This window comes from Rhizobium sp. 18055 (genome assembly GCF_902706285.1).
In the GTDB taxonomy this organism is placed as follows: Bacteria; Pseudomonadota; Alphaproteobacteria; order Rhizobiales; family Rhizobiaceae; genus Rhizobium.
Map to the genome: position 1 here is coordinate 697,004 of NZ_CACSKD010000001.1, position 24,548 is coordinate 721,551.

24 protein-coding genes and 2 pseudogenes are annotated in these 24,548 nt (G+C 59.5%); 12 read left to right on the plus strand and 14 right to left on the minus strand.

Translation table 11 applies throughout. The features are described 5' to 3' along the window. Nucleotides 1-83: 83 nt before the first annotated feature. The 11 genes from GVL52_RS03220 (at nucleotide 84) to GVL52_RS03270 (ending at nucleotide 12,163) form a co-directional block, all read left to right on the plus strand. Nucleotides 84-1,277 (plus strand): substrate-binding domain-containing protein, encoded by a 1,194-nt coding sequence (locus tag GVL52_RS03220; protein ID WP_160003911.1) that lies wholly within the window; start codon nucleotides 84-86, stop codon nucleotides 1,275-1,277. A 328-nt stretch (nucleotides 1,278-1,605) separates the two neighbouring features. Further along, a complete protein-coding gene (locus GVL52_RS03225) occupies nucleotides 1,606-2,784 on the plus strand; it encodes an ABC transporter substrate-binding protein (RefSeq protein WP_306440346.1) in 1,179 nt (392 codons plus the stop codon). Between the two features lie 66 nt (nucleotides 2,785-2,850). Next, a complete protein-coding gene (locus GVL52_RS03230) occupies nucleotides 2,851-3,717 on the plus strand; it encodes a branched-chain amino acid ABC transporter permease (protein ID WP_160003913.1) in 867 nt (288 codons plus the stop codon). After that, nucleotides 3,714-4,745: a branched-chain amino acid ABC transporter permease gene (locus tag GVL52_RS03235; protein WP_160003914.1), complete on the plus strand. Its 1,032-nt coding sequence runs from the start codon at nucleotides 3,714-3,716 to the stop codon at nucleotides 4,743-4,745. Before GVL52_RS03230 ends, GVL52_RS03235 begins: the two co-directional genes overlap by 4 nt. Further along, a complete protein-coding gene (locus GVL52_RS03240) occupies nucleotides 4,742-5,461 on the plus strand; it encodes an ABC transporter ATP-binding protein (protein ID WP_160003915.1) in 720 nt (239 codons plus the stop codon). Before GVL52_RS03235 ends, GVL52_RS03240 begins: the two co-directional genes overlap by 4 nt. After that, entirely contained in the window at nucleotides 5,454-6,161 is a 708-nt protein-coding gene (locus tag GVL52_RS03245) for an ABC transporter ATP-binding protein (protein ID WP_160003916.1), read from the plus strand. The genes GVL52_RS03240 and GVL52_RS03245 overlap by 8 nt, the downstream gene beginning before the upstream one ends. A gap of 29 nt (nucleotides 6,162-6,190) precedes the next feature. Then, entirely contained in the window at nucleotides 6,191-6,490 is a 300-nt protein-coding gene (locus GVL52_RS03250) for a putative quinol monooxygenase (protein ID WP_160003917.1), read from the plus strand. A 23-nt stretch (nucleotides 6,491-6,513) separates the two neighbouring features. After that, a complete protein-coding gene (locus tag GVL52_RS03255; protein WP_160003918.1) occupies nucleotides 6,514-8,013 on the plus strand; it encodes an aldehyde dehydrogenase family protein in 1,500 nt (499 codons plus the stop codon). A gap of 71 nt (nucleotides 8,014-8,084) precedes the next feature. Next, nucleotides 8,085-9,338, plus strand: a complete 1,254-nt coding sequence (locus GVL52_RS03260) for a Zn-dependent hydrolase (RefSeq protein ID WP_160003919.1) — start codon at nucleotides 8,085-8,087, stop codon at nucleotides 9,336-9,338. 63 nt (nucleotides 9,339-9,401) lie between these two features. Then, nucleotides 9,402-10,682 (plus strand): 4-aminobutyrate--2-oxoglutarate transaminase, encoded by a 1,281-nt coding sequence (locus tag GVL52_RS03265; protein ID WP_160003920.1) that lies wholly within the window; start codon nucleotides 9,402-9,404, stop codon nucleotides 10,680-10,682. A 2-nt stretch (nucleotides 10,683-10,684) separates the two neighbouring features. Further along, on the plus strand, nucleotides 10,685-12,163 hold the full coding sequence (locus tag GVL52_RS03270; RefSeq protein WP_160003921.1) for an NAD-dependent succinate-semialdehyde dehydrogenase: 1,479 nt from the start codon (nucleotides 10,685-10,687) through the stop codon (nucleotides 12,161-12,163). 139 nt (nucleotides 12,164-12,302) lie between these two features. On the opposite strand, the gene gndA is transcribed toward GVL52_RS03270, so the two are convergent. From gndA to GVL52_RS03325, 11 genes are all read right to left on the minus strand, one after another. After that, entirely contained in the window at nucleotides 12,303-13,733 is a 1,431-nt protein-coding gene (gene gndA, locus GVL52_RS03275) for an NADP-dependent phosphogluconate dehydrogenase (RefSeq protein ID WP_160003922.1), read from the minus strand. Between the two features lie 31 nt (nucleotides 13,734-13,764). Further along, nucleotides 13,765-14,796, minus strand: coding sequence for an L-idonate 5-dehydrogenase (locus GVL52_RS03280; protein WP_160003923.1), 1,032 nt, complete (start codon nucleotides 14,794-14,796; stop codon nucleotides 13,765-13,767). A 10-nt stretch (nucleotides 14,797-14,806) separates the two neighbouring features. Beyond that, nucleotides 14,807-15,748 carry a 2-hydroxyacid dehydrogenase gene (locus GVL52_RS03285; RefSeq protein WP_160003924.1) on the minus strand — a complete coding sequence of 314 codons (942 nt, stop codon included), beginning with the start codon at nucleotides 15,746-15,748 and terminating at the stop codon, nucleotides 14,807-14,809. Between the two features lie 10 nt (nucleotides 15,749-15,758). Further along, on the minus strand, nucleotides 15,759-16,316 hold the full coding sequence (locus GVL52_RS03290) for a gluconokinase (protein WP_244619079.1): 558 nt from the start codon (nucleotides 16,314-16,316) through the stop codon (nucleotides 15,759-15,761). Beyond that, on the minus strand, nucleotides 16,285-17,052 hold the full coding sequence (locus tag GVL52_RS03295) for an SDR family oxidoreductase (protein WP_160003925.1): 768 nt from the start codon (nucleotides 17,050-17,052) through the stop codon (nucleotides 16,285-16,287). The genes GVL52_RS03290 and GVL52_RS03295 overlap by 32 nt, the downstream gene beginning before the upstream one ends. An 18-nt stretch (nucleotides 17,053-17,070) precedes the next feature. Further along, on the minus strand, nucleotides 17,071-17,745 hold the full coding sequence (locus tag GVL52_RS03300; RefSeq protein ID WP_160003926.1) for a 4-carboxy-4-hydroxy-2-oxoadipate aldolase/oxaloacetate decarboxylase: 675 nt from the start codon (nucleotides 17,743-17,745) through the stop codon (nucleotides 17,071-17,073). Between the two features lie 211 nt (nucleotides 17,746-17,956). Then, the gene (locus tag GVL52_RS03305; protein WP_160003927.1) at nucleotides 17,957-18,700 is read right to left on the minus strand and encodes an amino acid ABC transporter ATP-binding protein; all 744 of its coding nucleotides are present in this window, start codon (nucleotides 18,698-18,700) and stop codon (nucleotides 17,957-17,959) included. Between the two features lie 22 nt (nucleotides 18,701-18,722). Beyond that, on the minus strand, nucleotides 18,723-19,454 hold the full coding sequence (locus GVL52_RS03310) for an amino acid ABC transporter ATP-binding protein (protein WP_160003928.1): 732 nt from the start codon (nucleotides 19,452-19,454) through the stop codon (nucleotides 18,723-18,725). Further along, the gene (locus tag GVL52_RS03315) at nucleotides 19,451-20,131 is read right to left on the minus strand and encodes an amino acid ABC transporter permease (protein WP_244619080.1); all 681 of its coding nucleotides are present in this window, start codon (nucleotides 20,129-20,131) and stop codon (nucleotides 19,451-19,453) included. Before GVL52_RS03315 ends, GVL52_RS03310 begins: the two co-directional genes overlap by 4 nt. Nucleotides 20,132-20,160: 29 nt before the next feature. Next, nucleotides 20,161-20,859, minus strand: coding sequence for an amino acid ABC transporter permease (locus GVL52_RS03320; protein WP_160003930.1), 699 nt, complete (start codon nucleotides 20,857-20,859; stop codon nucleotides 20,161-20,163). 20 nt (nucleotides 20,860-20,879) lie between these two features. Continuing rightward, nucleotides 20,880-21,716, minus strand: coding sequence for a transporter substrate-binding domain-containing protein (locus GVL52_RS03325; protein ID WP_160003931.1), 837 nt, complete (start codon nucleotides 21,714-21,716; stop codon nucleotides 20,880-20,882). A 120-nt stretch (nucleotides 21,717-21,836) separates the two neighbouring features. Between GVL52_RS03325 and GVL52_RS03330 the strand changes: the two genes are divergently transcribed. Next, nucleotides 21,837-22,769: a LysR family transcriptional regulator gene (locus GVL52_RS03330; RefSeq protein ID WP_160003932.1), complete on the plus strand. Its 933-nt coding sequence runs from the start codon at nucleotides 21,837-21,839 to the stop codon at nucleotides 22,767-22,769. 99 nt (nucleotides 22,770-22,868) lie between these two features. Here the strand turns inward: GVL52_RS03330 and GVL52_RS31240 are convergent. The 3 genes and pseudogenes from GVL52_RS31240 to GVL52_RS03345 form a co-directional block, all read right to left on the minus strand. Then, a pseudogene (locus GVL52_RS31240) lies at nucleotides 22,869-22,961 on the minus strand (ABC transporter); the annotation flags it as partial. Between the two features lie 148 nt (nucleotides 22,962-23,109). Continuing rightward, nucleotides 23,110-23,465: pseudogene (locus GVL52_RS03340) on the minus strand (ATP-binding protein); the annotation flags it as partial. Nucleotides 23,466-23,512: 47 nt separating this feature from the next. After that, a complete protein-coding gene (locus tag GVL52_RS03345) occupies nucleotides 23,513-24,511 on the minus strand; it encodes an IS5 family transposase (protein WP_160003933.1) in 999 nt (332 codons plus the stop codon). Between the last annotated feature and the right edge of the window lie 37 nt (nucleotides 24,512-24,548).

A 24,548-nucleotide genomic window follows, 5' to 3' on the forward strand; every position in this document is an offset into this window, starting at 1 on the left:
ACCAACGAAAACAAAAAATTCACAATCCGCCGTTGCGGATAGTGCTGTCTGGGGTGGAGCGGAGAACGAAAAGGGAGAATGCCGTGACGCTCGATTTCGCGCTGGCCAATGGCGAAGACAGGCTTTGGCTGCGGAGCCCTCCCCAACGACGACCTGCCGCCTTCTCGCGTCATGCATTGATTTCGCAGCGCGTCGGTGGATCCAGTTTCCCAACCCCACGTAGACAGGATCCTATACGAATCGGACTTCTGGTTCCGTTTCAAGGTGCAGATGCTATTTGGGGACCGTCCTGCCAATACAGCGCCGTTCTTGCCGCTGCCGAGCTCAATGAAAAAGGCGGCATTCTCGGCAGACCGATTGAACTCTTGGCTGCGGATGCCGGAGGAAGCCCCCAGGCGGTAGTCAAGCGCGCACGTGATCTGGTGGACAATCAGGGAGCACACGCTTTGGTCGGCGTGCATCTCTCGTCCGTACGCGTGGAACTTTCACAGGCCCTCGCAGGATGTGTGCCCTACGTCTTCGCACCGCTGTTCGAGGGGAGCGCGGAGAATGAACAGGTTTTCAGTATCGGCGAAGTTCCGGAACGCCAGTTCTCTGGCCCTGTAATCCATTTCATGGACCACCGCCGAGCCAAGCGCTGGTTTTTAATCGGCAACGACTATGTGTGGCCACGTGCCTCGCACAACTGGGTTCGAGATTTCGTTTCCCGCCGCGGCGGCGAGGTAGTTGGTGAGGAGTATGTTGGGCTTGGCCAGGATACGTCGCATCTGCTTGACCTAATCGAAGAGGCAAATCCTGATATCGTATTTCTCTCGCTTGTCGGGTCCGAATGCGTCCCATTCAACCGGATGTTTGCGGAACGCGGGCTGTCGAGTCGCATCCTGCGGTTATCTGGCGCCATCGAGGAGAACACACTCCTGGCGATCGGCGAAGAGAATACTGAGAATTTGTTTTGCGCCGCAGGGTATTTTAGCGCGTTGCAGACGCCCGAAAATCGAATTTTCCTACAGCGCTATCGAGATGCGTTCGGTGTCACAGCCCCGGTGCAGGGTGTTCTCAGTGAGGCCTGCTACGAGGGGCTGCGCTTCTTTGGCGCGCTCGCAGCGAAGGCGCAATCATTGAAGCTCGACGCTTTGTCGAACGCCTTTGAAGGCTTGAGTTTCGAGAGCCCACGCGGGATAACCACTGTCCGGAACGGCGTCGCTTCCGGCCCGACCTATCTTGCCCGCGCAGAGGGGGCGGAATTCGAAGTCGTGCGCACTTTCGACGCCTTTTGAAACCTGCTCGTTCCTGAAGGTCGCAGGGTCATTCCATTCAAAGAGCCAAACGGATTCTTCTATCATATTGTTTTATTGCTGTTTTTTGTGAGATTTCTGCAATCCCACGACAAAAAGCTGTCGTTTTTACAAAATTACTTGAAAAAGAAAATATTGAATATATAAACATATTGACCGCACAAAATTCAAATCAAACCCCTTCGGCTGCAGCGCTGGAGGGAGCCTGCAGACGCCGTCTGCTGGACAGGATTCGTGCGTCCATTGAAACCAGAATAAAAAGGGTGAGCATATGAAAATCAATCGACGCCTTTTTCTCGGCGGCACCGCGATGGCGCTCACGGCACCATGGGTCAATCGCGCCTTTGCTGCTGACGACATCACGATCGCGAGCATTTACGACCTGTCCGGCGGGCTCGAAATTTACGGTCAGCCGATCGACGCCTGCCTCGATCTCGCAGTATCCGAGCTTAACGACGCAGGCGGCCTCCTCGGCCGCAAGATCAAAGTCCAGAAGTACGATCCGCAGTCCAATATCCAGCTCTACACACAGTTTGCTACGGAGGCTGCGACGAGCCTTCAGGCTTCGGCCGTCTTCGGCGGCATCACCAGTGCATCCCGTGAAGCCATCCGCCCGCTTCTGGGTCGCTATCAGACCCTCTACTTCTACTCGCCGCTCTACGAAGGCGGCGTCTGCGATCGCAACACCTTCCTTACTGGCTCCACGCCGTCCCAGACGATCGGCCAGCTGATGCCATACGCCGTGAAGAATTTTGGCAAGAAGGTCTATGTTCTTGCTGCAGACTACAACTATGGCCAGATTTCCGCGAAATGGGTTCGTGACTACACCGGGAAGGCTGGTGGCGAAGTGATTGCGGCCGAATTCTTCCCGCTCGATGTGACCGATTTCAGTGCTGCCATCCAGAAGATCCAGCGTGAGAAGCCGGATGTCATCTACACGCTGCTCGTCGGAGGCAACCACATGTCCTTCTTCCGTCAATGGGCCGCGGCAGGGATGGCAGGAAAGATTCCGATCGTCTCGACTTCGTTCGGTGGTGGCAACGAACATATCGTGCTGACGCCTGCCGAATCCGATGGTGTCATGGCGGCGTTCGGATACTTCCAAGAGATCAAGTCTCCGGCCAATGACGCCTTCGTGAAACGATATCACCAAAAGTTTGGCGACAACGCTCCCTACGTCACAGAACATGCGTCTGCCACGTACAACGCGGTTCATCACTGGGCCAACGGCGTAAAGAAGGCAAACTCTCTCGATCGGATGGCTGTTATCGAGGCCATCGAGAGTGGTTCCACTGTGGCAGGTCCAGGCGGCCCCTCCACCATTGATCCGAAGACCCATCATTGTGCTACGGACGTTCATATCGGCCGGGTCAAAAACCACAGCTTCGAGATCCTGGAAAGCTACCCGAACCAGCCGCCCGCGGATACCGCAGCCGTCTGCGACCTCGTCGCGAACCCCAACGACAATCAGCAATACGTCATCCAATAACGGCTGACCCATTGCCTCCCGGAGTGTGGCAAGCCGCGCTCCGGGAGCTTGTACGGGACAATCTCAGTGGACTATTTTCTTGTTGTGCTGTTCCAGATTGTTGGAACGGTCGGCAATCTTGCGCTCATCAGCGTGGGACTGGCCGTCATCTTCGGCATGATGCGAGTGATCAACCTCGCCCATGGCGAATTTATTATGCTCGGCGGCTTCGCTGCCATTTTCAGCGTCCAGGCAGGCGTGAACATCTGGATCGCAATGCTTGTCGTCGCCCCACTGAGCGTGGCGATGCTCGGCATCGTGGTGGAGCGGCTCATCATGCGCCGCCTGTATGGCCGAATGGTCGACACCATGCTGGCGAGTTGGGGTCTCAGCCTACTGCTTATCGGTCTTGCCACGACCTTTTTCGGCAATCGGGTCGTCGGGATCGCCGCGCCCGTCGGCAGCTTCCGCATTGGCGCCTATAGTCTCGGCGCCTACGACTTCGTGCTGACTGGGGTAGCCCTCGTCGTGTTCGCCGGAGGCTATGCACTCTTGCGCTTTACCCAGGCAGGGCTGATCGCGCGTGCGACCATGCAGAACCGCGAGATGGCCTCCTCGCTCGGGATCGAACCGTCTCGGGTCTACGCCATCACCTTTGCGGTCGGCGCAGGTCTGAGCGGTCTTGCGGGTGGTCTTCTTGCACCGATCTCGGGAGTCCTTCCTACCATGGGCGTCGCCTATGTCGCTAAGGCCTTCATCACCGTCATCACAGGGGGCGCTAGCGTTATCGTCGGCACGGCACTCAGCTCGGCGCTGCTGGGTAGCATCAACACCGTCTCCACCTTCCTGACCACCCCTGTCATCGGAGATGTCGCGTTGCTGCTCGCCGCTACTGTCTTCCTTCGACTCCTGCCGACCGGGATCACCGGACGAATCCTCAAGGGGGCACCATGACCATTTCGGCCCTATATCGATCGAGCAGCGCGCATGTCGCCCTCGCCGCAATCGCCACGCTGACTGCCGTCGTCGTTCTGCCGAATGCAGCACCGCTCTACACGTTGATCAACGTTACGCTTTACATGTCGATGGGTGTCTTTGCGCTCAGTCTCGCTCTGCTATGGGGCTATGGCGGCATCCTCTGCTTCGGCCAGTCAGCGTTTTTCGGCCTTGGCGCCTATGCCTATGCCATTGCGGCGATCAACTTCGGCGATACGACGCTGGCTGTCGCCTTCGCTATCCTGGTGCCCGCTGTTTTTGCAGCTGGCCTTGGCTATTTTCTGTTCTACGGCCGACTGAGCGATGTCTACCTCGGAGTGATCACGCTGACGGTCACCCTCATCCTGTTCAAGCTGATCAATAGCACGGGCGGAGACGCATGGCGGATCGGCGCGGCGCGGCTGGGGGGCTTCAATGGCATCCCCGCCACGCCGCTGATGACTATTCCCTTTACAAAGACGTTCCTGTCCCCCTCACAGATGTTCATCTTTGCCTCGGTCGCCCTGTTCTCGACCTATGCCCTTTGCAAGGGGCTCATTGTTACTCGCTTCGGACGAGCGGTCATCGCCGTCAAAGAGAACGAGATGCGGGCGGAGTTGCTGGGATACAACGCCAAGCGGCTCAAGCTTGCCGTGTTTGTCATCTCTGCCGGAGTCGCCGGGTTGGCAGGCCTACTCTTTGCGAATTCCGTCTTCGTCAGCCCGACAATGTTCAGCCTCTCGATGGCCGCACAGGTTCTGATCTGGGTGGTGGTCGGCGGACTGGGCACGCTGTTCGGCCCGGTCGCCGCCTGCTTCGCCTTGCAGATGGCTACGACGGCGCTCGGCAAACTCGGCCTCGTTGATCCCAACATCGTGCTGGGACTGGTGCTGATCATTTTTGTCGTCTTCGTACCGGGCGGTATCCAGCCCGCCATTGCAGGGCTTCTTTGCAAACTGAGGGACCTTACCTCAAAAAGGCAATCCGTCCGGGAGGTAACGCGATGAGCGACTATCTCCTCGAAGCTGAAAACGTCGCGATGCATTTCGGCGGTGTGAAAGCACTGGATGGCGTTGATTTCCGACTGAAGAAAGGCGAATTGCGCTGCCTCCTCGGTCCGAACGGCGCTGGAAAGACCACGTTCTTCCGCTGCCTCACGGGAACGCACAAGCCCACCCGCGGGCGTATCCTTTTCAAGGGAGCGGATATCGCTGGGAAAGAACGGCACGACATCGCTCGCGCAGGCATGGGGGTGAAAACCCAGGTTCCGAGCCTCTTCGATGGGTTGACGACCCATGAAAATCTCTGGCTCGCGCTGCGTACGGTCAAAAATGCCGCCGAGCGAGAGGCGAAGATTGCTGATGCCATGGAACGTGTTGGCGTCGGCGCGCTGCGCAACGGCGTGCTCGGGCGCATGGCCCACGGTCAGCGTCAGCTCGTGGAACTCGCCATGGTCGTGGCGAGCGACCCTGATCTAGTCCTGCTCGACGAGCCTGCCGCCGGAATGACCGACGGCGAAGTCGAACGGCTTGCGTCCATAATTCGCGACCTCAACCAGACCCACACCGTCGTTGTCGTGGAACACGACATGCACTTCATCCGCATGATCGCCGACCAGGTCACGGTGTTCCATCAGGGCCGTATTCTTGCCGAGGGTCACGTTGAACAGATCCTCACGGACCAGACAGTTCGGGACGTTTACCTGGGGAAGAAACATGCCTGATCTTATGATCGTCAAGAACATTCAGTCCGGCTACGGGCGCATCCCGATCCTGTTCGGCATCGATCTGTCGATCGCAGAAGGCGAGTTCGTCGGCATTCTCGGCCACAACGGCATGGGAAAATCGACGCTGTTGCGGACGCTGATGGGCCATATCCCCGCAACAGCTGGCACGATCACTTTCGCCGGAACGGACGTGACAAGAGCTTCGCCTGCAGCACGATCACGGTCTGGGATCGGTTACGTGCCGCAAGGCAGACAGATCTTTCCGGCACTCTCAGTGATCGACAATCTGCGCGTCGCAGCGTCACGCGCGGGCAGAAAACAGACAGCGATTCTCGAGCAAGTGATTGAGGAATTTCCTCGCCTGAAGCCGATCCTTTCACGCGCTGGAGGCGTCCTTTCTGGAGGCGAGCAGCAGATACTGGCGCTGGCGCGCTGCCTTTGCGCCGAGCCGCAATTGGTTCTGCTCGACGAACCCACTGAGGGTATTCAGCCTTCCATCATCGAGGAAATGAAGGACACGCTGAAAGCTCTCGCCCGCTCGCGCAACCTATCGATCCTGCTTGTGGAGCAGAACCTCGAATTCATCAGCGATCTCGCCACCCGTGTCCTCGTCATCAAGCGTGGACAGCTCTCCGGAGAGATCGATCCCGCCAAACTGCACGATGCCGACCTGGCTGGCGACATTCTGCCAGCCTGATCCCTCCAACATAACTCAACGAGGCAACCATGATCACGATCACCGCCATCATTCGCGTACGCAAGGGTTACGAGCAGACCATTGCCCAGGCCCTGCTCGAGGTCGCCGAGCACGTCCGCGCCAACGAGCCTGACACGATCGGCTTCCACATTTCTCAGGATGCTGAAGATCCTTGCCTATTCGCCACCTACGAGCGCTTCACCGATCGCGCCGCCATGGACCTGCATAACAGCTCAAGCGTAGTCGCCCGCTTCTTTGGTATCGCCAAGCCGATCCTGGATGGCGACGTAACGCTGATCACCGCCGACGAAATTTCCGCAAAGGCGTAAACGCCGAAAGCAAGAGGACGATCATGAACGCACCTGTCACCCTCAAGCGCCTTGGCGCCGATGCAGCCCGTTTCGTGGCCAAGGAGAAAAAGCTCTTCATCGATGGCGAATGGGTCCCAGCGGCCGAAAACGGCACGATCGACGTAATCGACCCCGCGACCGGGCTGGTTTTTGATCGAGTTCCTGACGGGACCGGAAGCGATATCGATAAGGCGGTAGCGGCCGCTCGCCGCGCCTTTGACGACGGACCGTGGGCCACCATGACGCCCGCTGATCGTGGCAAGCTCGTGTGGAGGCTCGGTGATCTCGTCGAAACGCATGCTGACGAGCTCGCCGAACTGGAGGCTCTCGATAACGGAAAGCCCGTGACCGATGCGCGAAACGGCGATGTCACCTTTTCCTACGAGCTTCTGCGATACATGGCAGGCTGGAGCACCAAGATCTGCGGCCAAACCATCCCGCTGTCTGCAGGCGCTCCTTTCCATGCCTACACGCTACGCGAACCGATCGGCGTCTGCGGCCAGATCGTGCCCTGGAACTTCTCATTCATGATGGCTATCTGGAAAGTTGCGCCAGCGCTTGCCGCCGGGTGCACTATTGTCCTGAAGCCTGCAGAGCAAACTCCGCTTACCGCCCTGCGTCTGGCCGAGCTTGTCGAGGAAGCAGGCTTCCCGGCGGGCGTGTTCAACGTCGTCACCGGATACGGCGAGACAGCGGGTGCCGCCCTTGCCGCTCATCCCGACGTCGATAAGGTGGCCTTCACCGGATCCACCGAAGTCGGCAAAAAGATCCTCGACGCCGCGAAGGGGAACCTCAAGAAAGTCTCGCTGGAGCTTGGCGGGAAGTCGCCGATGATCGTCTTCGCAGATGCCGACCCGGCCGTTGCCATCCCTGCTATCGCCTATGGCATCTTCTACAACATGGGTCAGACCTGCACAGCGGGCACCCGTCTCTACGTCCATAAGGATATTGCCGATACCATCCTGACTGGCCTGAAGGCGTTCGCCGAGGGCATGTCCATCGGGGTCGGACTGGATCCGAAAACGCAGATCGGCCCGCTAGTCTCCCAGGAGCAGTTCGATCGTGTTAGCGCCTATGTGAAAGCGGGCCTTGCCGACGGCGCGAAGCTCTTTTGCGGCGGAAATCGTGCCGGGTCAGAAGGCTATTTCCTCGAGCCCACCATCCTGACCGAAACCACCGCTGAAATGTCGGTGGTGAGGGAAGAGATCTTTGGCCCGGTGCTTGTCGTGGCGACCTTTGACGACGACGGTTTCGAAGCCATCGTGAAGGAAGCCAACAACTCCATCTACGGTCTTGCAGGCAGCGTCTTCACGCGTGATGTGAGCCGAGCTCACAAGGTCGCGAAGAAGCTGAAAGCGGGCACCATTGGTGTGAACACTCATCATGTGATCGACCCTGCCTTGCCCTTCGGTGGATTCAACCAGTCGGGTTGGGGTCGCGAACAGGGATACGAGGCAATCCTGCTCTACACGGAAGTGAAGTCCGTCGGAATCGCCCTCTGAACTTGGTGGACCGTGGCTGCTCATCGCGGCCACGGATTACCCTGCGAGGGACGCTGGAAAGAACAATACCCATGCAAAACCTTATGATCGATGGCGATCGGCTCTGGCAGACGATCATGGAGACGGCTGCCTTGGGCGCCACTGCTGACGGTGGCGTGCGCCGCCTTACTCTCGGTGCAGAAGACAAACAGGTCCGTGACTGGTTTCGTGATGAATGCGAGGCAGTCGGGTGCACCGTGGAGGTTGACGAAGTCGGCAACATGTTCGCACGACGTCCCGGGCGATCTGCTGACGCGTTGCCAATCGCCATCGGCAGTCATCTCGATACGCAGCCAACGGGCGGAAAATTCGACGGCATCCTTGGTGTGCTGGCAGGCCTGGAGGTATTTCGAACACTGCACGCCGCTGGATATGAGACCGAGATGCCGCTCATGCTCGTCAACTGGACGAACGAAGAAGGCGCCCGTTTCGCTCCTGCTATGCTTGGCTCCGGTGTCCATGCGGGTGTGTTCGATAAAGCCTTCGCAGATAGCCGCACCGATGCTGACGGTGTCTCCTTCGCAGAGGCCATCGAGGATATCGGATACCGCGGAACCACGCCGATCGGACAGATCCGTTTCGCGGCTATGTTCGAACTCCATATTGAACAGGGGCCCGTGCTTGAACGAGAGAACGCCGATATCGGCATCGTCACCGGGGTGCAGGCCATGCGCTGGTACGATCTGGCAATCCGCGGCCGTGAGGCGCATGCCGGATCCACACCCATGGACATGCGCTGCGACGCGCTTGCCGATGCCGCCAGCATCATTCTTGAGACGCAGACCGCGGCGCGCTCCCTTGGGGCCATGGCGACGACAGGGCAGCTCTCGATTATCTCACCCTCGCGCAATGTCATCCCCGGCCATGTGACCCTCAGTCTCGATCTGCGCCATGAAAGCGATGAGGAACTGGATCGATTGGAAGCTGCTGTTTCTCACCTCATCGCAAAACTATGCGGGGAACGGGCACACTTGGAGGTCGTCTGGAACAGCCCAGCTGTACATTTCGATCCGCGCTGTATCCAGGCTGTTCGGGACGGCGCAGCAAAATCACACGCGGCAACAAGGGAGATCGTGTCGGGCGCAGGGCATGATTCAGTCTATGTTTCCGGCGTCGCTCCGACCGCGATGATCTTCGTGCCATGCAAAGATGGCCTGAGCCATAACCCGGCAGAGAGTACCGAAGAGGATCAGTGCTCGATAGGAGCGCAGGTGCTCCTTGAGACAATAATCGCCTACCAATCAAGCATGGTGTCCGGAGACCAGACGTTCCAGCGTCAAAGCTAGGAACTGCATTCGCGACGCAACTGATAAGCGTCTTCGACTGTCTCGCCTACGAAGGAATACAATATGACAAACATCGAACTTTCAAATCGCCGCTCGGACGCCATCTCGCGCGGCGTGGGTGTGACTACGCAGGTTTACGCCGAGCGTGCCGAGAACGCTGAAATCTGGGATGTCGAAGGTCGCCGCTATATCGATTTCGCTGCGGGGATCGCGGTGGTCAATACCGGGCACCGCCACCCAAAAGTGATCGCTGCAGTCAAGGACCAGCTCGATCGCTTCACGCACACCTGCCATCAGGTCGTTCCGTACGAGAATTACGTTCGTCTTGCAGAGCGCTTGAACAACGCCGTTCCAGGCAACTTCAAGAAGAAGACTATCTTCGTGACGACGGGCGCCGAAGCTGTCGAAAATGCCATCAAGATCGCGCGAGCAGCGACCAACCGTTCGGCGATCATTGCTTTCAGTGGTGGCTTCCATGGCCGCACCTTCATGGGCATGTCGTTGACCGGAAAGGTCGTGCCTTACAAAGTCGGATTCGGTGCGATGCTGCCCGATGTCTATCACGCACCATTCCCGGTCGAGCTGCATGGCTATTCGGTTGAGGATTCGCTGGCAGTGCTCGACAAGCTATTCAAGGCCGACGTCGATCCGAACCGCGTCGCGGCTTTCATCGTTGAACCTGTGCAGGGCGAAGGGGGCTTCTACGAGGTGCCGAAGGCCTTCATGCTCAAGCTTCGTGAGATCGCCGACCAGCACGGCATCTTGCTGGTTGCTGATGAAGTCCAGACTGGTTTTGCGCGTACCGGAAAACTTTTCGCGATGGAACACTATAGCGTTGTGGCCGATATCACCACGATGGCCAAGGGGCTCGGCGGTGGCTTCCCGATCGCCGCCGTGACGGGCCGTGCGGATCTTATGGACTCCCCCGGCCCAGGCGGCCTCGGTGGCACGTACGGCGGCAACCCGATCGGCGTGGCGGCGAGCAATGCCGTCCTCGACGTTATCGAGGAAGAAGGCCTCAGCGAGCGAGCGGCGGCGCTAGGCGCCCGGCTGAAGCAGCGCCTGCAGTCGCTTACCGATGCCGTACCGCAGATCGCCTCTGTTCGGGGCCCTGGCTTCATGAATGCCGTCGAGTTCAACATTCCGGGGAGCAAGACGCCAAATGCGCAATTCACCAACAAAGTGCGCGAGAAAGCGCTGGAAAAGGGTCTGATCCTTCTCACATGCGGCGTCTACGGCAATGTCATCCGCTTCCTGGCACCTCTCACCATTCAGGATGAGATCTTCGCTGAAGCGCTCGACATTCTGGAATACACACTGCGCGAATGCGCAAAGGAGGCTTGAACATGGCCATCGGCAACGGTCTGCTCATCAAATTGAAGGATCCGTCGCTCGTCACGGACAAGGCCCTGATTGCGGGCGAATGGCTGGCGGCCGCCGATAGCGGCAAGACGTTCGATGTCACCAATCCGTCAACAGGAGAGGTCATCGCGACCTTGCCGGATATGGGTCGCGCAGAGACGGCGCGGGCTGTGGATGCGGCCTATAAGGCGCAAAAGGTTTGGGCGAAAAAAACGGGCAAGGAGCGTGCCGTTGTCCTTCGCAATCTATACGATCTAATCATCGCAAATGCCGACGATCTGGCTACCATCCTGACCATGGAGATGGGCAAGCCGTTCCCGGAGGCGCGTGGCGAGATCGTTTATGGCGCCTCGTATGTCGAGTGGTTTGGCGAAGAGGCCAAGCGAATCTACGGCGACACAATACCGGGCCATCAACCCGACAAGCGGATTATCGTGCTGAAGCAGCCTGTCGGCGTGGTCGCGGCGATCACGCCTTGGAATTTCCCAAACGCCATGCTCGCGCGAAAGTTCTCACCTGCTGTCGCGGCCGGCTGCGCCATGGTCTCCAAACCCGCAGCGGAAACACCTCTTTCGGCTCTGTCGCTTGCCGTGCTCGCAGAACGGGCTGGACTGCCCGCAGGAATATTCAATGTGATCACATCCACGGACTCGTCCTCCGTGGGTAAGGAGTTCACGGAGAATGAGAAAGTACGAAAACTTACATTCACAGGCTCGACTGGCGTCGGCAAGATCCTGATGCGCCAGGGCGCCGATCAGATCATGAAGCTCGGGCTCGAACTTGGCGGCAATGCACCGTTCATCGTGTTCGACGACGCTGATCTCGATGCGGCTGTCGAAGGCGCGATGATCTCGAAATACCGCAACAATGGCCAAACCTGCGTCTGCGCCAACCGTCTCTATGTCCAGTCCGGCATCTATGACGCATTCGCAAGGAGGCTAGCGGCGAAGGTTAGCGCAATGAAGGTTGGTGACGGTTTCGAGCAGGGCGTAAATGCCGGACCATTGATCACGCGGGAAGCGGTGACAAAAGTCGAGGAACACATTGCCGATGCCGTTTCCAAGGGTGCAGAGGTCGCCGTCGGCGGCGAACCAGATGCCAAGGGCGGCCTGTTCTTCCAGCCAACGATCCTAACTGGCGTAACCGCCGACATGAAGATTGCGCGGGAAGAGACCTTCGGTCCAGTCGCGCCGCTCTTCAAGTTCGACACAGAGGAAGAGGTAATCGAACTCGCGAACGCCACGGAGTTCGGCCTTGCGTCGTATTTCTATGCCAAGGATCTCTCCAAGGTCGTGCGTGTAGCAGAGGCGCTCGAATATGGGATGGTGGGCATCAACACGGGCCTAATATCGACGGAAGCAGCGCCGTTTGGCGGCATCAAGCAATCCGGCCAGGGCCGTGAGGGGTCGAAGTACGGAATCGAGGACTACCTGGAGATAAAGTATCTCTGCCTTTCGGTGTGATGAATTATGCCCAGTTGCTATCACTTGCCTCAAAGTCCTCTTAGGAAGCACTCCTGCGCGTTCTCGGGAACATCTGATAGGAGACAATGCAGTTCTTCGCTTTGAGCAACTCGAGCTTACGACACGTTAACATGCAACCTCAGAACGTCGAAGCACCGCTGCCCCATGGGCCGTGGTGGAAGTCCTTGCCGTCGAGGCGATCGAAGCCGTGGGCGCCGAAGAAGTCGCGCTGCGCCTGGATCAGGTTGGCGGTGCCGCGGCCCTGGCGGTAGGCGTCGAAATAGGTCAGCGCCGAGGTGAGTGCGGGAACCGGCAGGCCGGCTGCGAGCGCCGCACCGACGACGCGGCGCAGTGCCGGCAGCGATTCCTTGACCATGTCGGAGAAGGCAGGCGTGACGATCAGGTTGGCCGCATCCGGTGCCTTGGTGAAGGCGGAGGTGATCTCGTCGAGGAACTGCGAGCGGATGATGCAGCCATCGCGCCAGATCTTGGCAATCGTTGGCATCGGCAGCGACCACTTGAACTCGCGCGAGGCTTCGGCCATCACCGCAAAGCCCTGCGCATAGGCGCCTATCTTGGCGGCGAACAGGGCCAGTTCCAGATCCTTGTTCAACTCGGGACCATTGGCGATGGAGAACTTGTACTCGGGCTTGCCGAAGATCTTCTCAGCGGCTTCGCGCTCGGTCTTCATCGACGACAGGCTGCGGGCGGCGACGGCTGCTTCGATTGCGGTTGCCGGAATGCCCATGTTCTGCGCTTCGATCGCAGACCACTTGCCGGTGCCCTTCTGTCCGGCCTTGTCGAGGATCATGTCGACCATCGCGCCGCCGGAGATCGGGTCGGTCGCAGCCAGGACCTTTTCGGAGATCTCGATCAGGTAGGAGTTCAGGCGACCCTTGTTCCAATCGCCGAAGATGCCGCTGACGTCCTTGGCGCTCTTGCCGAGACCGTCACGCAGGATACCGTAGATTTCGGCGATCATCTGCATGTCGGCATATTCGATGCCGTTGTGGATGGTCTTGACGAAGTGGCCGGCACCGTCATTGCCGAGCCACGCGACGCAAGGATCACCCTTGTACTTGGCAGCAATCGAGGTCAGCACCTTTTCGACACGCTTGTAACTGTCTTCGGTGCCGCCGACCATGATCGAAGGACCATGGCGCGCACCTTCTTCGCCGCCCGACACGCCCATGCCGATGAAGGTCAGGTCGGTGTCCTTGAGGCGGTCGAAGCGAGCAATCGTATCGCGGAAATTGGCGTTGCCGGCATCGATCATGATGTCACCCTTGGACAGGTGCGGGCGCAGCAATTCCATCTGCTGATCGACAGGCTCGCCGGCCTTGATCATGATGATGATCGGGCGCGGCGGGCGGATCGCCTCGACGAATTCCTCGATCGTCTTGCACGGAATGATCTGCTTCTTCAGATCGCCGGCGCTCTCGTAGAATTCGTCCGTCTTGTCGGGCGTGCGGTTGAACACCGCAATCTTGTTGCCCTCTTCCGCGATGTTGAGCGCGAGGTTGGAACCCATGACCGCAAGGCCGATCAGCCCGATTTCTGCCTTTTCCATATTGCCTCCGTATCTCTTTAAGCTCGAACGATCAGAACGCGAGCTGGACCTTCATCGACTTCGCGCGATCGCCAGCGCTTTCGAAAGCGGCGACCGCATCTTCGATAGGATATGTGCCGGTCAAGAGCGGCTTCAGATCGACCCGTCGCTGATTGATGAGATCGACGGCAAGGCCGAACTCCTTGTGAAAGCGGAAGGTGCCCTTCATCTCAATTTCCTTGGCGACCACCATGTTTTGCGGGATCGAGACATCACCGCCGAGGCCGAGCTGCACAAGCACCGAGCGCGGCTTCAGCACCTCAAGCCCGGAGCGCACTGCCTGACCGTTGCCCGACGCTTCGAACTGAACGTCGAAGTAACCCTTGTTGGACGAATAGGCAGATAGCTGCTCCGGCGTTTCGGCAACGTTGATGACGCGGTCCGCGCCGATCTCGAGCGCCTTCTTCAGGACAGTTTCCATCACGTCGGTCGCAACGACCTCGCGCGCGCCATGAGCGCGTGCGGCGATGATCGCCAGCGCGCCGATCGGACCACAACCCGTCACGAGGACACGCTTGCCAAGCAGAGCGCCTGCCCGGTTGACGCCGTGAAGCGTCACGGCGAAGGGCTCAGCCATCGCTGCCTCATTGATCGAAACGCCATCGGCGACCTTGTGGCACTGCCAGGCCTCAGCGACCAACCGTTGGCGGAAGGCGCCCTGGATATGCGGCATCGGCATCGCCGAACCATAGAACCGCATGTTGAGGCAATGGTTCTGTTCCCCAAGCAGGCAGTATTCGCATTCATTACACGGACGGCTTGGCGATACAGCGACACGATCCCCGACGGCAAGATGCGATACGCCCTGCCCGAGCGCCTTGATCGTTCCGGCCACCTCGTGCCCAAGGATCATCGGCTCGCGAACCCGCACCGTGCCGAAGCCGCCATGATTGTAGTAGTGCAGGTCGGAGCCGCAGATGCCGCCAGCCTCAATTGCGACATCAACCTGTCCAGGTCCGGGCGTCTCGGCCTCCCGCTCCTCGACGCGCAGGTCCTTGGCGGCATGAATGACGACTGCTTTCATGGTCCTCTCCTCACACAACCGGCGTCGGCAACGGCTGACCGGCAAAATGCGCCGCGAGATTGTCGCGTACAAGCTGTCCCATCGCCTTGCGGGTCTCGACGGTGCCGGATCCGTGATGCGGCTGCAGGACGACGTTGTCGAGTGTCAGGAACAGCTCATCGATGTCAGGCTCGTTATAGAAAACGTCAAGACCAGCCGCCTTGATGGTGCGCTTCTGCAAAGCCTCGATCAGCGCCGCCTCGTCGACGGTCGATCCACGCGAGACGTTGACCAGGATACCATCAGGCCCGAGCGCCTTCAGAATCTCGGCGTTGATGATGTTTTTCGTTGCATCGCCGCCAGGAACAATGACGACAAGGAACTCCGCCCAGCTTGCCAGGGCAATCAGGTCCGCCTCGTGAACGTAGCTGAGCTGCGGCTGTGGATTGCGGGAGAAGTAGCGGATCTCGCAATCGAAACCGGCAGCGCGACGCGCAATCGCCTGGCCGATGCGACCCATGCCGACCACGCCGACCCGCTTGCCGCTGACGCGGGTGACGAGCGGCATCGCCGCCTTGCCCCACTGGCCGGAACGGACGATGGCATCACCGCGCGGGATCAACCGCGCTGCCGACAAAAGCAGGCCGATTGCCAGATCGGCGACATCGTCCGACAGCACATCGGGGGTGTTGGTGACGCGGATACCATTGTCACGCGCATGCGCCAGATTGACGGCGTCGGTACCGACGCCGTAGACGGAAACCACCTCCAGCCTGGGGAGGCTCGTCATTAGCTCCGCCGATGCGCCGAGCTCGCCGCGCGTTGCGATGGCGCGGACGTTGCCGCCGATCTCCTTGATGAAGGCATCCCGATCAGCTGCCTCGTAGAGCTTGTGCACCACGTAGTTGGTCTCAAGGTCGATCATGTCCCATTCGGGATAGGCGCCTGCGAGCAGGATTTCGGGCCTGGACATCTTTCCTCCGTCAGATTTTTGTTTCGTCGCGCCGGTATGTGATCGTGGCGGCGTGCGATATGGCGATCGAGGCAATTCGCTCGATCGGCTGATCAATTTCGATGGTGACGACATCGCGCTCGTCCACCGGCAGTTCCAGCGTCTGCAGCTGGCTGTCGAGCAGCGAGAGAGGCATGTAGTGTCCCTTGCGGCCTGACAGGCGCGTCGCCAACGTCGAGCGTGACCCCTGCAGAAAAACGAAGGTCACTTCTCCGGCCGCCTGCGCTCGCAGAAGATCGCGATAGGAACGCTTGAGCGCCGAGCAGGAGATCACAACCTCCTTGCTGACCTTCAACTCGTCGCCGAGAATTTCCAGCCAGGGCCAGCGGTCGCCATCGTCGAGAGCGATGCCAGCTCTCATCTTTTCGACATTCGCCTCCGGATGCCGGCTATCGCCTTCGATGAAGCTGTAGCCGAGTTGCGATGCGAGCAGCTTGCCGACCGACGTTTTTCCGCATCCCGACACCCCCATGACGACAAGGGCGCCGAGCTTCGGCCTAGAGACAAGTTGTGATGCCGCCATCGACATAGAGCGTGTGTCCATTCACAAAGGAAGATGCCTTGCTGGATAAGAAGACGGCAGCGCCGACGAGCTCGTCGACATCGCCCCAGCGGGCGGCGGGCGTGCGCTTTTCCAGCCACGAGGAAAACTCGGCATTATCGACGAGCGCCTGATTGAGCGGAGTCTTGAAGTATCCTGGCGCAATCGCGTTAACCTGGAGACCATATTTCGCCCAGTCGGCACACATGCCGCGCGTCAGGTTCTTCACCGCGCCTTTCGTCGCCGTATAAGGCGCGATCCCGGGACGGGCGAGTTCACTCTGAACGGAGGCGATGTTGATGATCTTGCCGGCGCCGCGCTTGATCATGTGGCGCGCGACGGCCTGACCGACATAGAACACGCTGGAGATGTTCGTCTTCAGCAGCTGCTCCCAGCGGTCGGCCGGAAAGTCCTCGAGCGGCGTGCGGAACTGCATGCCGGCATTGTTGACGAGGACGTCGACCGGCCCGATCTCGCGCTCGATCCTGCCAACGCCCTCTTCGACGGCCTTGGCGTCGGTGACGTCGAAATCGGCCGACACGACGTGATGACCGGCAGCGCCGAGATCTCTTGCCGCAGCGGCGAGCTTTTCAGGATCGCGCCCGTTCAGCACGATACCGGCACCATGCTCGGCGAGTCCTCTCGCCAGGGCCAACCCTATGCCCTGCGACGAACCGGTTACAAGGACCCTCTTTCCGGAGAGATCGAAGAGTGGATAGGTCATTGCCTGCTCCAGATCGGCTCAGGCCTCGACGACCAGGCCCTTTGCCTTCAGCACGGCTTCGAGATTGGATACTTCCACCACCGACTTGCCGGCCTTGTAAGCCGCAATGTAGCCTGCTTCCGCATCCTCGCGCGCCTGCGACAGCCTTGCAACCTCGAGCGCCTCATTCTTCCTGACAACCACGAGGCCGTCCGCGTCGCCGACAATGATATCGCCCGGATTGATGATTTCGTCTCCGATGGTGATCGGTTCGTTGGTCGCTCCGAGCGTTTCCTTCACGGTGCCCTTGATGCAAACGCTCAGAGAAAACACCGGGAAGCCAAGTTCGCGCAGCTGAACGGTGTCGCGAACGCCGGTGTCGGTGACGAGGCCGCCGATACCCTTGGCGAGGCACGCGTTTGCCAGTACGTCTCCGAAGGAGCCGGCCTCTTCGTATTCGCCGGCGGAAACGACGATGATGTCACCCGGCTGCGCATAGTTGATCGCGACCTGAAGCATGATGTTGTCGCGCGGCGCGCACTTGACGGTGAATGCCGGTCCGCACAGCTTCATGCCGTGATCGACCGGCTTGATGCGGGACGAAAGTGCGCCCTTGCGGCCCTGCGCCTCGTGGATCGTGGCAGGCGAGAACTTGGCGACAGCAGCGATCGCTTCCTTGGATGGGCGGTCGATCTTCTGGTTCAGCTTGATCATCGTTTTCCTCCTTGGCGGGTGGATGATTGTCGTCCCCCGATGTTGCGAGCGTTTTACCAACGCACGGATCCATCGCACAAATATATGTTCTCGATTTCAGCTATAACTTATCGGTATACACAGAGATGGACGTGGCAGCCCCGCTCGACAGCAGCGCATCCGATGGTGTGAGCCAGGGAAGGCAGCCTTGATAAGGGCCATTGGCCAGCTGCTAGTGCAGGATCTGGCTGAGGAACAGCTTGGTGCGCTCGTGCCGCGGGTTGTCGAAGAACTCGGCCGGCGAGTTCTGCTCGACGATCTGGCCCTGGTCCATGAAGATCACCCGGTTGGCAACCTGGCGAGCGAAGCCCATTTCATGGGTCACGCACAGCATCGTCATGCCTTCTTCGGCAAGACCGACCATCGTGTCGAGCACTTCCTTGATCATCTCAGGGTCGAGCGCCGAGGTCGGCTCGTCGAACAGCATGATCTTCGGGTTCATGCACAGCGACCGGGCGATCGCCACGCGCTGCTGCTGGCCGCCGGAGAGCTGGCCAGGATACTTGTTGGCCTGCTCGGGGATCTTGACGCGCTTGAGGAAGTGCATGGCGATCTCTTCCGCCTGCTTCTTCGGCATCTTGCGCACCCAGATCGGCGCCAGCGTGCAGTTTTCGAGAATCGTCAGGTGCGGGAAGAGGTTGAAGTGCTGGAACACCATGCCGACTTCGCGGCGCACCTCGTCGATCTTCTTCAGATCGTTGGTGAGCTCGGTGCCGTCGACGAAGATGTGGCCTTTCTGGTGTTCTTCCAGGCGGTTGATGCAGCGGATCATCGTCGACTTGCCGGAGCCCGATGGCCCGGCAATGACGATGCGCTCGCCGGTCATGATCTTCAAGTTGATGACGCGCAGCACGTGGAAATCACCGTACCATTTCTGAAGGTTGACGATATCGACGGCAGGTGTGGTGTCTGACATGGGCGTGATCCGGAAACGGCTGCTAGCGGGTGCGGTTGACTGCGGCGAGAAACGAACGAACCTCGTCCGGCGCGTCGTCGGAGAAGAACGCGGCGGGCTCCCCGTTGAACTTCAGTTCGCCTTTCTTCAGGAACCAGATCCGGTCCGACACTTCACGAGCAAAGCCCATCTCATGGGTCACGCACATCATCGTCATGCCTTCTTCGGAGAGCCTCCTGAGAAGCTTGAGAACTTCGCCGACCATCTCGGGGTCGAGCGCTGATGTCGGCTCGTCGAGGACGAGGACGCCCGGCGTTAGCACAAGCGACCGCGCGATGGCGACGCGCTGCGACTGGCCGCCGGATATGTCGGCCGGAAGCGACTTGGCGCGTTCGGCCAGCCCGACACGCGTGAGCATCTCCATCGCTGCCGGCTCGGCCTGCTTGCGCGACTGCCCGCGAATGCGCTGCAGCGGCAGCATGACGTTTTCGAGCACGGTCAGGTGCGGGAAGAGGTTGAACTGCTGGAAGACGAAACCGATGCCGGTCCTGAGCGTGTTGACATCGACGCCGGCGGCATGAATGTCAGCGCCATCGATGGTGATCGTGCCTTCCTGGATCGGCTCGAGCCGATTGACGGTCCGCGCCAGCGTCGATTTGCCGGAGCCCGAAGGCCCGCACAACACGACGGTGCTGCCTTTCGGCACCGTTGCCGATATCGACGTCAGCACCCGAAGCGCGCCGAACCACTTGGACACATTGCTGAACGCGATCATGCCAGCGCCTCCACGACCACGCGGCCCGTTCGCTTGTTGGCGATGCGGCGCTCGAGCCAGTTCGTCGCCTGCGACAGGCAGAAGCACAGGATGAAGTAGGTCGCGGCCAGAATGCCGAAGATCTGCAGCGGCTTGGTCACCTCGTTCGAATTCACCTGCAGCATCACGTAGGACAGCTCGGAGACTGCGATGATCGAGCCGAGCGAGCTCTCCTTGATGATCGTCGTCAGCTGGTTGATGATGCCGGGGATCACATTGAAGAGCGCCTGCGGGAGAATGACTCTGAACGTCGTCGGCACATAGCCGAGACCCAGCGCCTTCGCGGCCTCCAACTGCCCTTTCGGCAACCCCTTGATCCCGGCTGCGACGATCTCGCCGAGGTAGGCGGTCTGGTAGATCACGATGGCGACGACAAGCGTCACCGTCGCATCGATCGGAAAGCCGATCAGCATCGGCAGCGCGAAATAGGCCCAGAAGATCAGCATCAGCAACGGGATCGCCCGCACGGAATGGACGAAGCCGGCGGCGAGCTTCTGAAGCCAGACCACGTCTCCGGTGCGCGCCAGCGCCACGAGAACGCTGCAGGGAAATGTCGCGAACAGGCTGACGAAGGAGATGATCAGCGTCAGCGCCAGACCACCGAGCTTGCCATGCGGATATTCGCCGATGAGCAGCATCAATCCATATTCTTGCAGAATTTCCAACATTACTTGACCCGCAACTGGAAGCGCTTTTCGAGCAGGGACGAGACCGACATGATCGCGAAGGAAATCGCCATGTAGATTACCGTGGCCACCCCGTAGGCTTCGAAGATCCGGAAGGATTGCTCCTCCACATACCGCGCCTGATAGGAGAGTTCAGCGACACCGATGGCTGCACCAAGGCTGGTCGCCTTGAACAGGATCAGTGTCTGGCCGAGCAATGCCGGCAAGGCGAGCCGCCAGGCCTGCGGCAGGATCACCCACCGCATAGCCCCGAGATAGGTCAGGCCGATCGACCTTGCCGCCTCCATCTGCGCCGGATGAATCGAACGCAACCCGCTGCGGAAATCTTCCGACATGTAGGCGGCCTTGTTTAGGGCCAGAGCGACGATCGCGTAACCCATCTCCGCGCCGATATCGTTGAGGAAATCATTGATGCTGTCCGGCAGGATGACGGCAAAGCCGAAATACCAAACGAAGAGCTGGATCAGGATCGGCACATTGCGATGGTACTCGACAAAGGCCGCGACCAGAAAGTTGGCCGGCTTGAATTCGGTTGCCCGAACGATGGTCAGGACGATCGCTAGGACCAGTCCGAAAACCCAGGAGACAACGAAAAGGATCAGCGTTGTCTCCAGGCCCTGCAGGATCATGTCGAGATACTGGCCCTGCAGGACCTTGCCGAAGTCGAGTTGGTAACCCATGCAATGAGGTCCTGGTCAGATCAGTTGGTAAACCAGGTTTCCTGCGGCTTACCGAATTCAAACTTGCGCGTCGACTTCAGGTCCGAGTCCTTCCCGAGCCACTTGTCGTAGAGCTTCTGTCCCTCGCCCGAGGTTTCAAGCTGCGCCAGGAAGTCGTTCGCGGCCTTGACCAGTTCGGGCGATCCCTTGCGGAACGCGAAGCCCGACGGCATGGACAGGAGCGGCTCCTCCAGGAAGCGCAGCGCCTTGATGCCGTCGCCGGCATTGCGCTCGACGGCCTTGCCTTCGGAGTAGCGATAAACGGTCGCCTTTACCTTGCCCTGCTGGAGGGCGAGGAACGATGCAGCGCTCGTTTCGAATGACAGGACGCGGGCGTCGGGTAGCCGCTTTTCGGTCAACGGGATAAGGACGGAGCCCTTGACGAGACCGATGCGCTGACCCGAGAGGTCATCGACCTTCTTGATGTCGGACTGATCGAGAACCACGAAGTTGAAGTCTTCAGCGATATATGCGCCGCTGAAGTCCACCTGCTCGGCGCGCTCCTTGCTGTAGCTGAGCAGCGAGGCGAGTACATCGACGCGGCCCTGAACCAGTTCGGCCATGCGCGTCTGCGGCGAAACCGCGACAAGCTCGGCAGTGACGCCGATCGACTGGGCAAACTGCCGGCAAATGTCGATTTCATAGCCGGCCGGCTCGCGCGACTTGGGATCCTGAAAACCGAGCGGCGGTGAGTTCGTCAGAACGCCGCAGGTGATCTTCCCCGCCTTTTTCACATCGTCCAACTGGTTGGCGGAAACGGAATGGGTCAGCGCTGCAATTCCGATAACGGAAGCGGCAAGCAGTCTCGCAAAGCTCATGATGTCCTCCTACAGAGCGTCCTCTCGCTGGCTACTCGTTTATGCCGCTTGCGCTATTCTCACAAATATATATTGGAGATGGCGGCTATAGATATTCGTTATGGAGGCATAGCAGAGAGCGTGGCACTCGATCTCCTGAAGCTGCGATATTTCTCCAAGATTGCAGAGTTTGGTTCGTTCACGCGCGCGGCACATGAGCTGGGCGTCGCCCAACCTGCGCTCAGCCTACATATGCGCTCGCTCGAGGAGCAGCTTTCCGTGCAGCTGCTGACGCGCACACCGCGTGGCGTGGTGGTGACGGAAGCCGGCACGACGCTTCTGACGCACACGCAGGCGATCCTCAAGGCTCTAGATCAGGCGGAAGCGGCAACCAAGGAGCAGGCGAAAAACCCAACCGGCGACGTGTCCCTCGGCGTTCTTGCATCGATAGCCCCCTTGATCGCCGTCCCCATTCTGAAGATCTGCGAGGCACGCTTCCCGAAGATCCGGCTGAAGATCAGCGAAGGGGACAGCCAGACCTTGCGTGCGTCCATCGAGACGAAGGCACATGATCTCGCCGTCAATCTCGGCGAGGTCGCCCGTCCGACCGCGTTTCCGCTGTTCGACGAGATGCTCTACGCCGTCGGCCCGGCTGGACATTTCAGCCAGGGCGGCTCCCCCATTTCGATCAGCCAGGCACTCGAACTTCCGCTCATTCTCCCGACCCGCCGCCACGGCATCCGTATCCTGCTTGAACGCGAGGCGCTCATCCTTGCACAGGCGATCAACCTCGTTCGGGAAATCGAAGGTCTGTCGAGCACCAAGGCCGCCATCCGCGCCGGGTTCGGATTTACCGTACTCGGGCGCGGGGCGATCTTCGAAGATTCCGTGAAGGGCGATCTGTCGGCGCTGCCACTTGCCGGCAAGGGCTATACGCGTCGCCTGGTTCTCGACAGCCCGGTCGATCATCCCCAGACAAAGGCCGTCATCGAGGTCCGGAACATCCTGCTTGAGGTCGTGCGCGAGCTCGGCGAACAAGGAAACTGGTCCTGCATTCAAGCCGAGCAGAAATGATATCGCTGTTCAGTCCGGTAAACGCCGATACGGCAGGGAGTACCTGCCGTATCGCAATCGTAAATCAAGCCGAACGTTATATGGACAGAGCCGCGTCGCTCAGGGGATCGGATCGAACTTCAGTTCGGAGAGCGGAACGACCTTGTCGGTGCGCGTCATCTTGTACTCGGTGCTCGGCCCGAGCCTTTGCTCGCGCGCTCAGGAATTCGACATATCGTTGCCGAGGCTCCTCGCTTTCAAACCAGATCAGATCCATGTCTGTTGATTTCCACTGAGAAGTGACCCGGCATTTCCACCGAGATTTGACCCGCCTTTTATGTATGTTTCGGGTCTGGTGTCGGGTCAAGTTCCTGTTTTTCTCCTTTTTGGTTTTCGGGTCGTGGGCTGAGCTGTTCTTGAACCGGAAGCTATCGTTTCCGGTTCAAGGATGTGGCAGTGATGCGTGAGGCGGTCGAGCAGAGCGGTCGTCATCTTGGCATCGCCGAAGACGCTGGCCCATTCGCTGAAGCTGAGGTTGGTGGTGATGATTACGCTGGTGCGCTCGTAGAGTTTACTCAGCAGATGGAACAGCAGTGCGCCGCCAGATGCGCTGAACGGCAGGTAGCCCAGCTCATCGAGAATGACGAGATCGGAATGGGCAAGCCGACCGGCGATCTGTCCTGAGCGACCCTGGGCTTTCTCCAGTTCGAGGGCGTTGGTGCGGGGATCAGCAAATGTGCGGAAGTCGGTCTTTGATGGGCCGATTATTTGGCTGCTCCCGTCGATGCTTGGCAACGAACGGATTTCGGGCGTCCGCAGGCGAGCATTCGGTTAAGGATGGCGACGCCGATCGCAGCTTCAGTCTGCTGCGCGCGGAATGAACGAGCACGGAGCCGCGGACCGATGACGCCCTTGTATCGACCCATCGCGGTTTCAACCAAAGCTCGTTTGCCATAGCCGGTAGATGCCTGCCATTTCAGCCGACCATCTGCCTGCATGGCGGCAATGTGGTCGTCTCTCTGACAGGACGCTTGGGCGGTGGGCCGTTCAACGGCGTTCGAGCGCGGCGGAATGACGATCTTGGCGCTTGGGCTGTGAAGCAGGACAGCGTCATAGGTGGGAGTGCCGTCATAGGCGCCATCGGCAGTGAGCTGGCCGATCTCATCATCGATCTGATCCAGTAAAGGCTCCAGCTGCGAGGCATCGCCGGTGTCCTGATCTGTCAGGCTATGTGCAATGATCTCGCCACTGTCGGCATCAACAGCCAGATGCAGCTTTCGCCAGCCACGGCGGGACTTTACGCTATGCTTCTCCTCGAGCCATTGGCCCGCGCCATAGATCTTCAACCCGGTACTGTCGACCAGAACGTGAATGGGGCCGCCCGCCACATGCTGCCGGTCGTTGCTTCTGGCCGATGGCTTCCAGGTTCTGGCCCTTCGGCTCAGCGTGGTGTAATCCGGCACAGCCAAATCCAATCCCATCATGTCAAGCACCGAACTTACAAGCCCTTCGCTCTGGCGCAAACGCAATCCGAATACCATGCCCAGCATCAGAGCAGTTTCGATCGCAAGATCCGAATAGAGAGGCTGGCCACCACGCGTCTTGCGACGTGGGGCTGCCCAACCTGCCAACGCTTGCGGCGTTATCCAAAGGGTTAAACTGCCACGGCGGCGAAGGCCCGCCTCATACTCCGCCCAGTTCGTCACCCTGAACTTCATTTTACCGATGTGATGACGGCGGGCGGCGTTATGCTTATGCGGCATGCTGGATCAATCTTGCTATTTTCGATCGTAGCCCCAT

Excerpts from the sequence above, each read along its gene's own strand:
- GVL52_RS03225 (WP_306440346.1), top strand. The coding sequence starts at position 1,606 with ATGGCGCTCACGGCACCATGGGTCAATCGCGCCTTTGCTGCTGACGAC.
- GVL52_RS03235 (WP_160003914.1), top strand. The coding sequence starts at position 3,714 with ATGACCATTTCGGCCCTATATCGATCGAGCAGCGCGCATGTCGCCCTC.
- GVL52_RS03240 (WP_160003915.1), top strand. The coding sequence starts at position 4,742 with ATGAGCGACTATCTCCTCGAAGCTGAAAACGTCGCGATGCATTTCGGC.
- GVL52_RS03245 (WP_160003916.1), top strand. The coding sequence starts at position 5,454 with ATGCCTGATCTTATGATCGTCAAGAACATTCAGTCCGGCTACGGGCGC.
- GVL52_RS03250 (WP_160003917.1), top strand. The coding sequence starts at position 6,191 with ATGATCACGATCACCGCCATCATTCGCGTACGCAAGGGTTACGAGCAG.
- GVL52_RS03255 (WP_160003918.1), top strand. The coding sequence starts at position 6,514 with ATGAACGCACCTGTCACCCTCAAGCGCCTTGGCGCCGATGCAGCCCGT.
- GVL52_RS03260 (WP_160003919.1), top strand. The coding sequence starts at position 8,085 with ATGCAAAACCTTATGATCGATGGCGATCGGCTCTGGCAGACGATCATG.
- GVL52_RS03265 (WP_160003920.1), top strand. The coding sequence starts at position 9,402 with ATGACAAACATCGAACTTTCAAATCGCCGCTCGGACGCCATCTCGCGC.
- GVL52_RS03270 (WP_160003921.1), top strand. The coding sequence starts at position 10,685 with ATGGCCATCGGCAACGGTCTGCTCATCAAATTGAAGGATCCGTCGCTC.
- gndA (WP_160003922.1), bottom strand. The coding sequence starts at position 13,733 with ATGGAAAAGGCAGAAATCGGGCTGATCGGCCTTGCGGTCATGGGTTCC.
- GVL52_RS03280 (WP_160003923.1), bottom strand. The coding sequence starts at position 14,796 with ATGAAAGCAGTCGTCATTCATGCCGCCAAGGACCTGCGCGTCGAGGAG.
- GVL52_RS03285 (WP_160003924.1), bottom strand. The coding sequence starts at position 15,748 with ATGTCCAGGCCCGAAATCCTGCTCGCAGGCGCCTATCCCGAATGGGAC.
- GVL52_RS03290 (WP_244619079.1), bottom strand. The coding sequence starts at position 16,316 with ATGTCGATGGCGGCATCACAACTTGTCTCTAGGCCGAAGCTCGGCGCC.
- GVL52_RS03295 (WP_160003925.1), bottom strand. The coding sequence starts at position 17,052 with ATGACCTATCCACTCTTCGATCTCTCCGGAAAGAGGGTCCTTGTAACC.
- GVL52_RS03300 (WP_160003926.1), bottom strand. The coding sequence starts at position 17,745 with ATGATCAAGCTGAACCAGAAGATCGACCGCCCATCCAAGGAAGCGATC.
- GVL52_RS03305 (WP_160003927.1), bottom strand. The coding sequence starts at position 18,700 with ATGTCAGACACCACACCTGCCGTCGATATCGTCAACCTTCAGAAATGG.
- GVL52_RS03310 (WP_160003928.1), bottom strand. The coding sequence starts at position 19,454 with ATGATCGCGTTCAGCAATGTGTCCAAGTGGTTCGGCGCGCTTCGGGTG.
- GVL52_RS03315 (WP_244619080.1), bottom strand. The coding sequence starts at position 20,131 with ATGCTGCTCATCGGCGAATATCCGCATGGCAAGCTCGGTGGTCTGGCG.
- GVL52_RS03320 (WP_160003930.1), bottom strand. The coding sequence starts at position 20,859 with ATGGGTTACCAACTCGACTTCGGCAAGGTCCTGCAGGGCCAGTATCTC.
- GVL52_RS03325 (WP_160003931.1), bottom strand. The coding sequence starts at position 21,716 with ATGAGCTTTGCGAGACTGCTTGCCGCTTCCGTTATCGGAATTGCAGCG.
- GVL52_RS03345 (WP_160003933.1), bottom strand. The coding sequence starts at position 24,511 with ATGCCGCATAAGCATAACGCCGCCCGCCGTCATCACATCGGTAAAATG.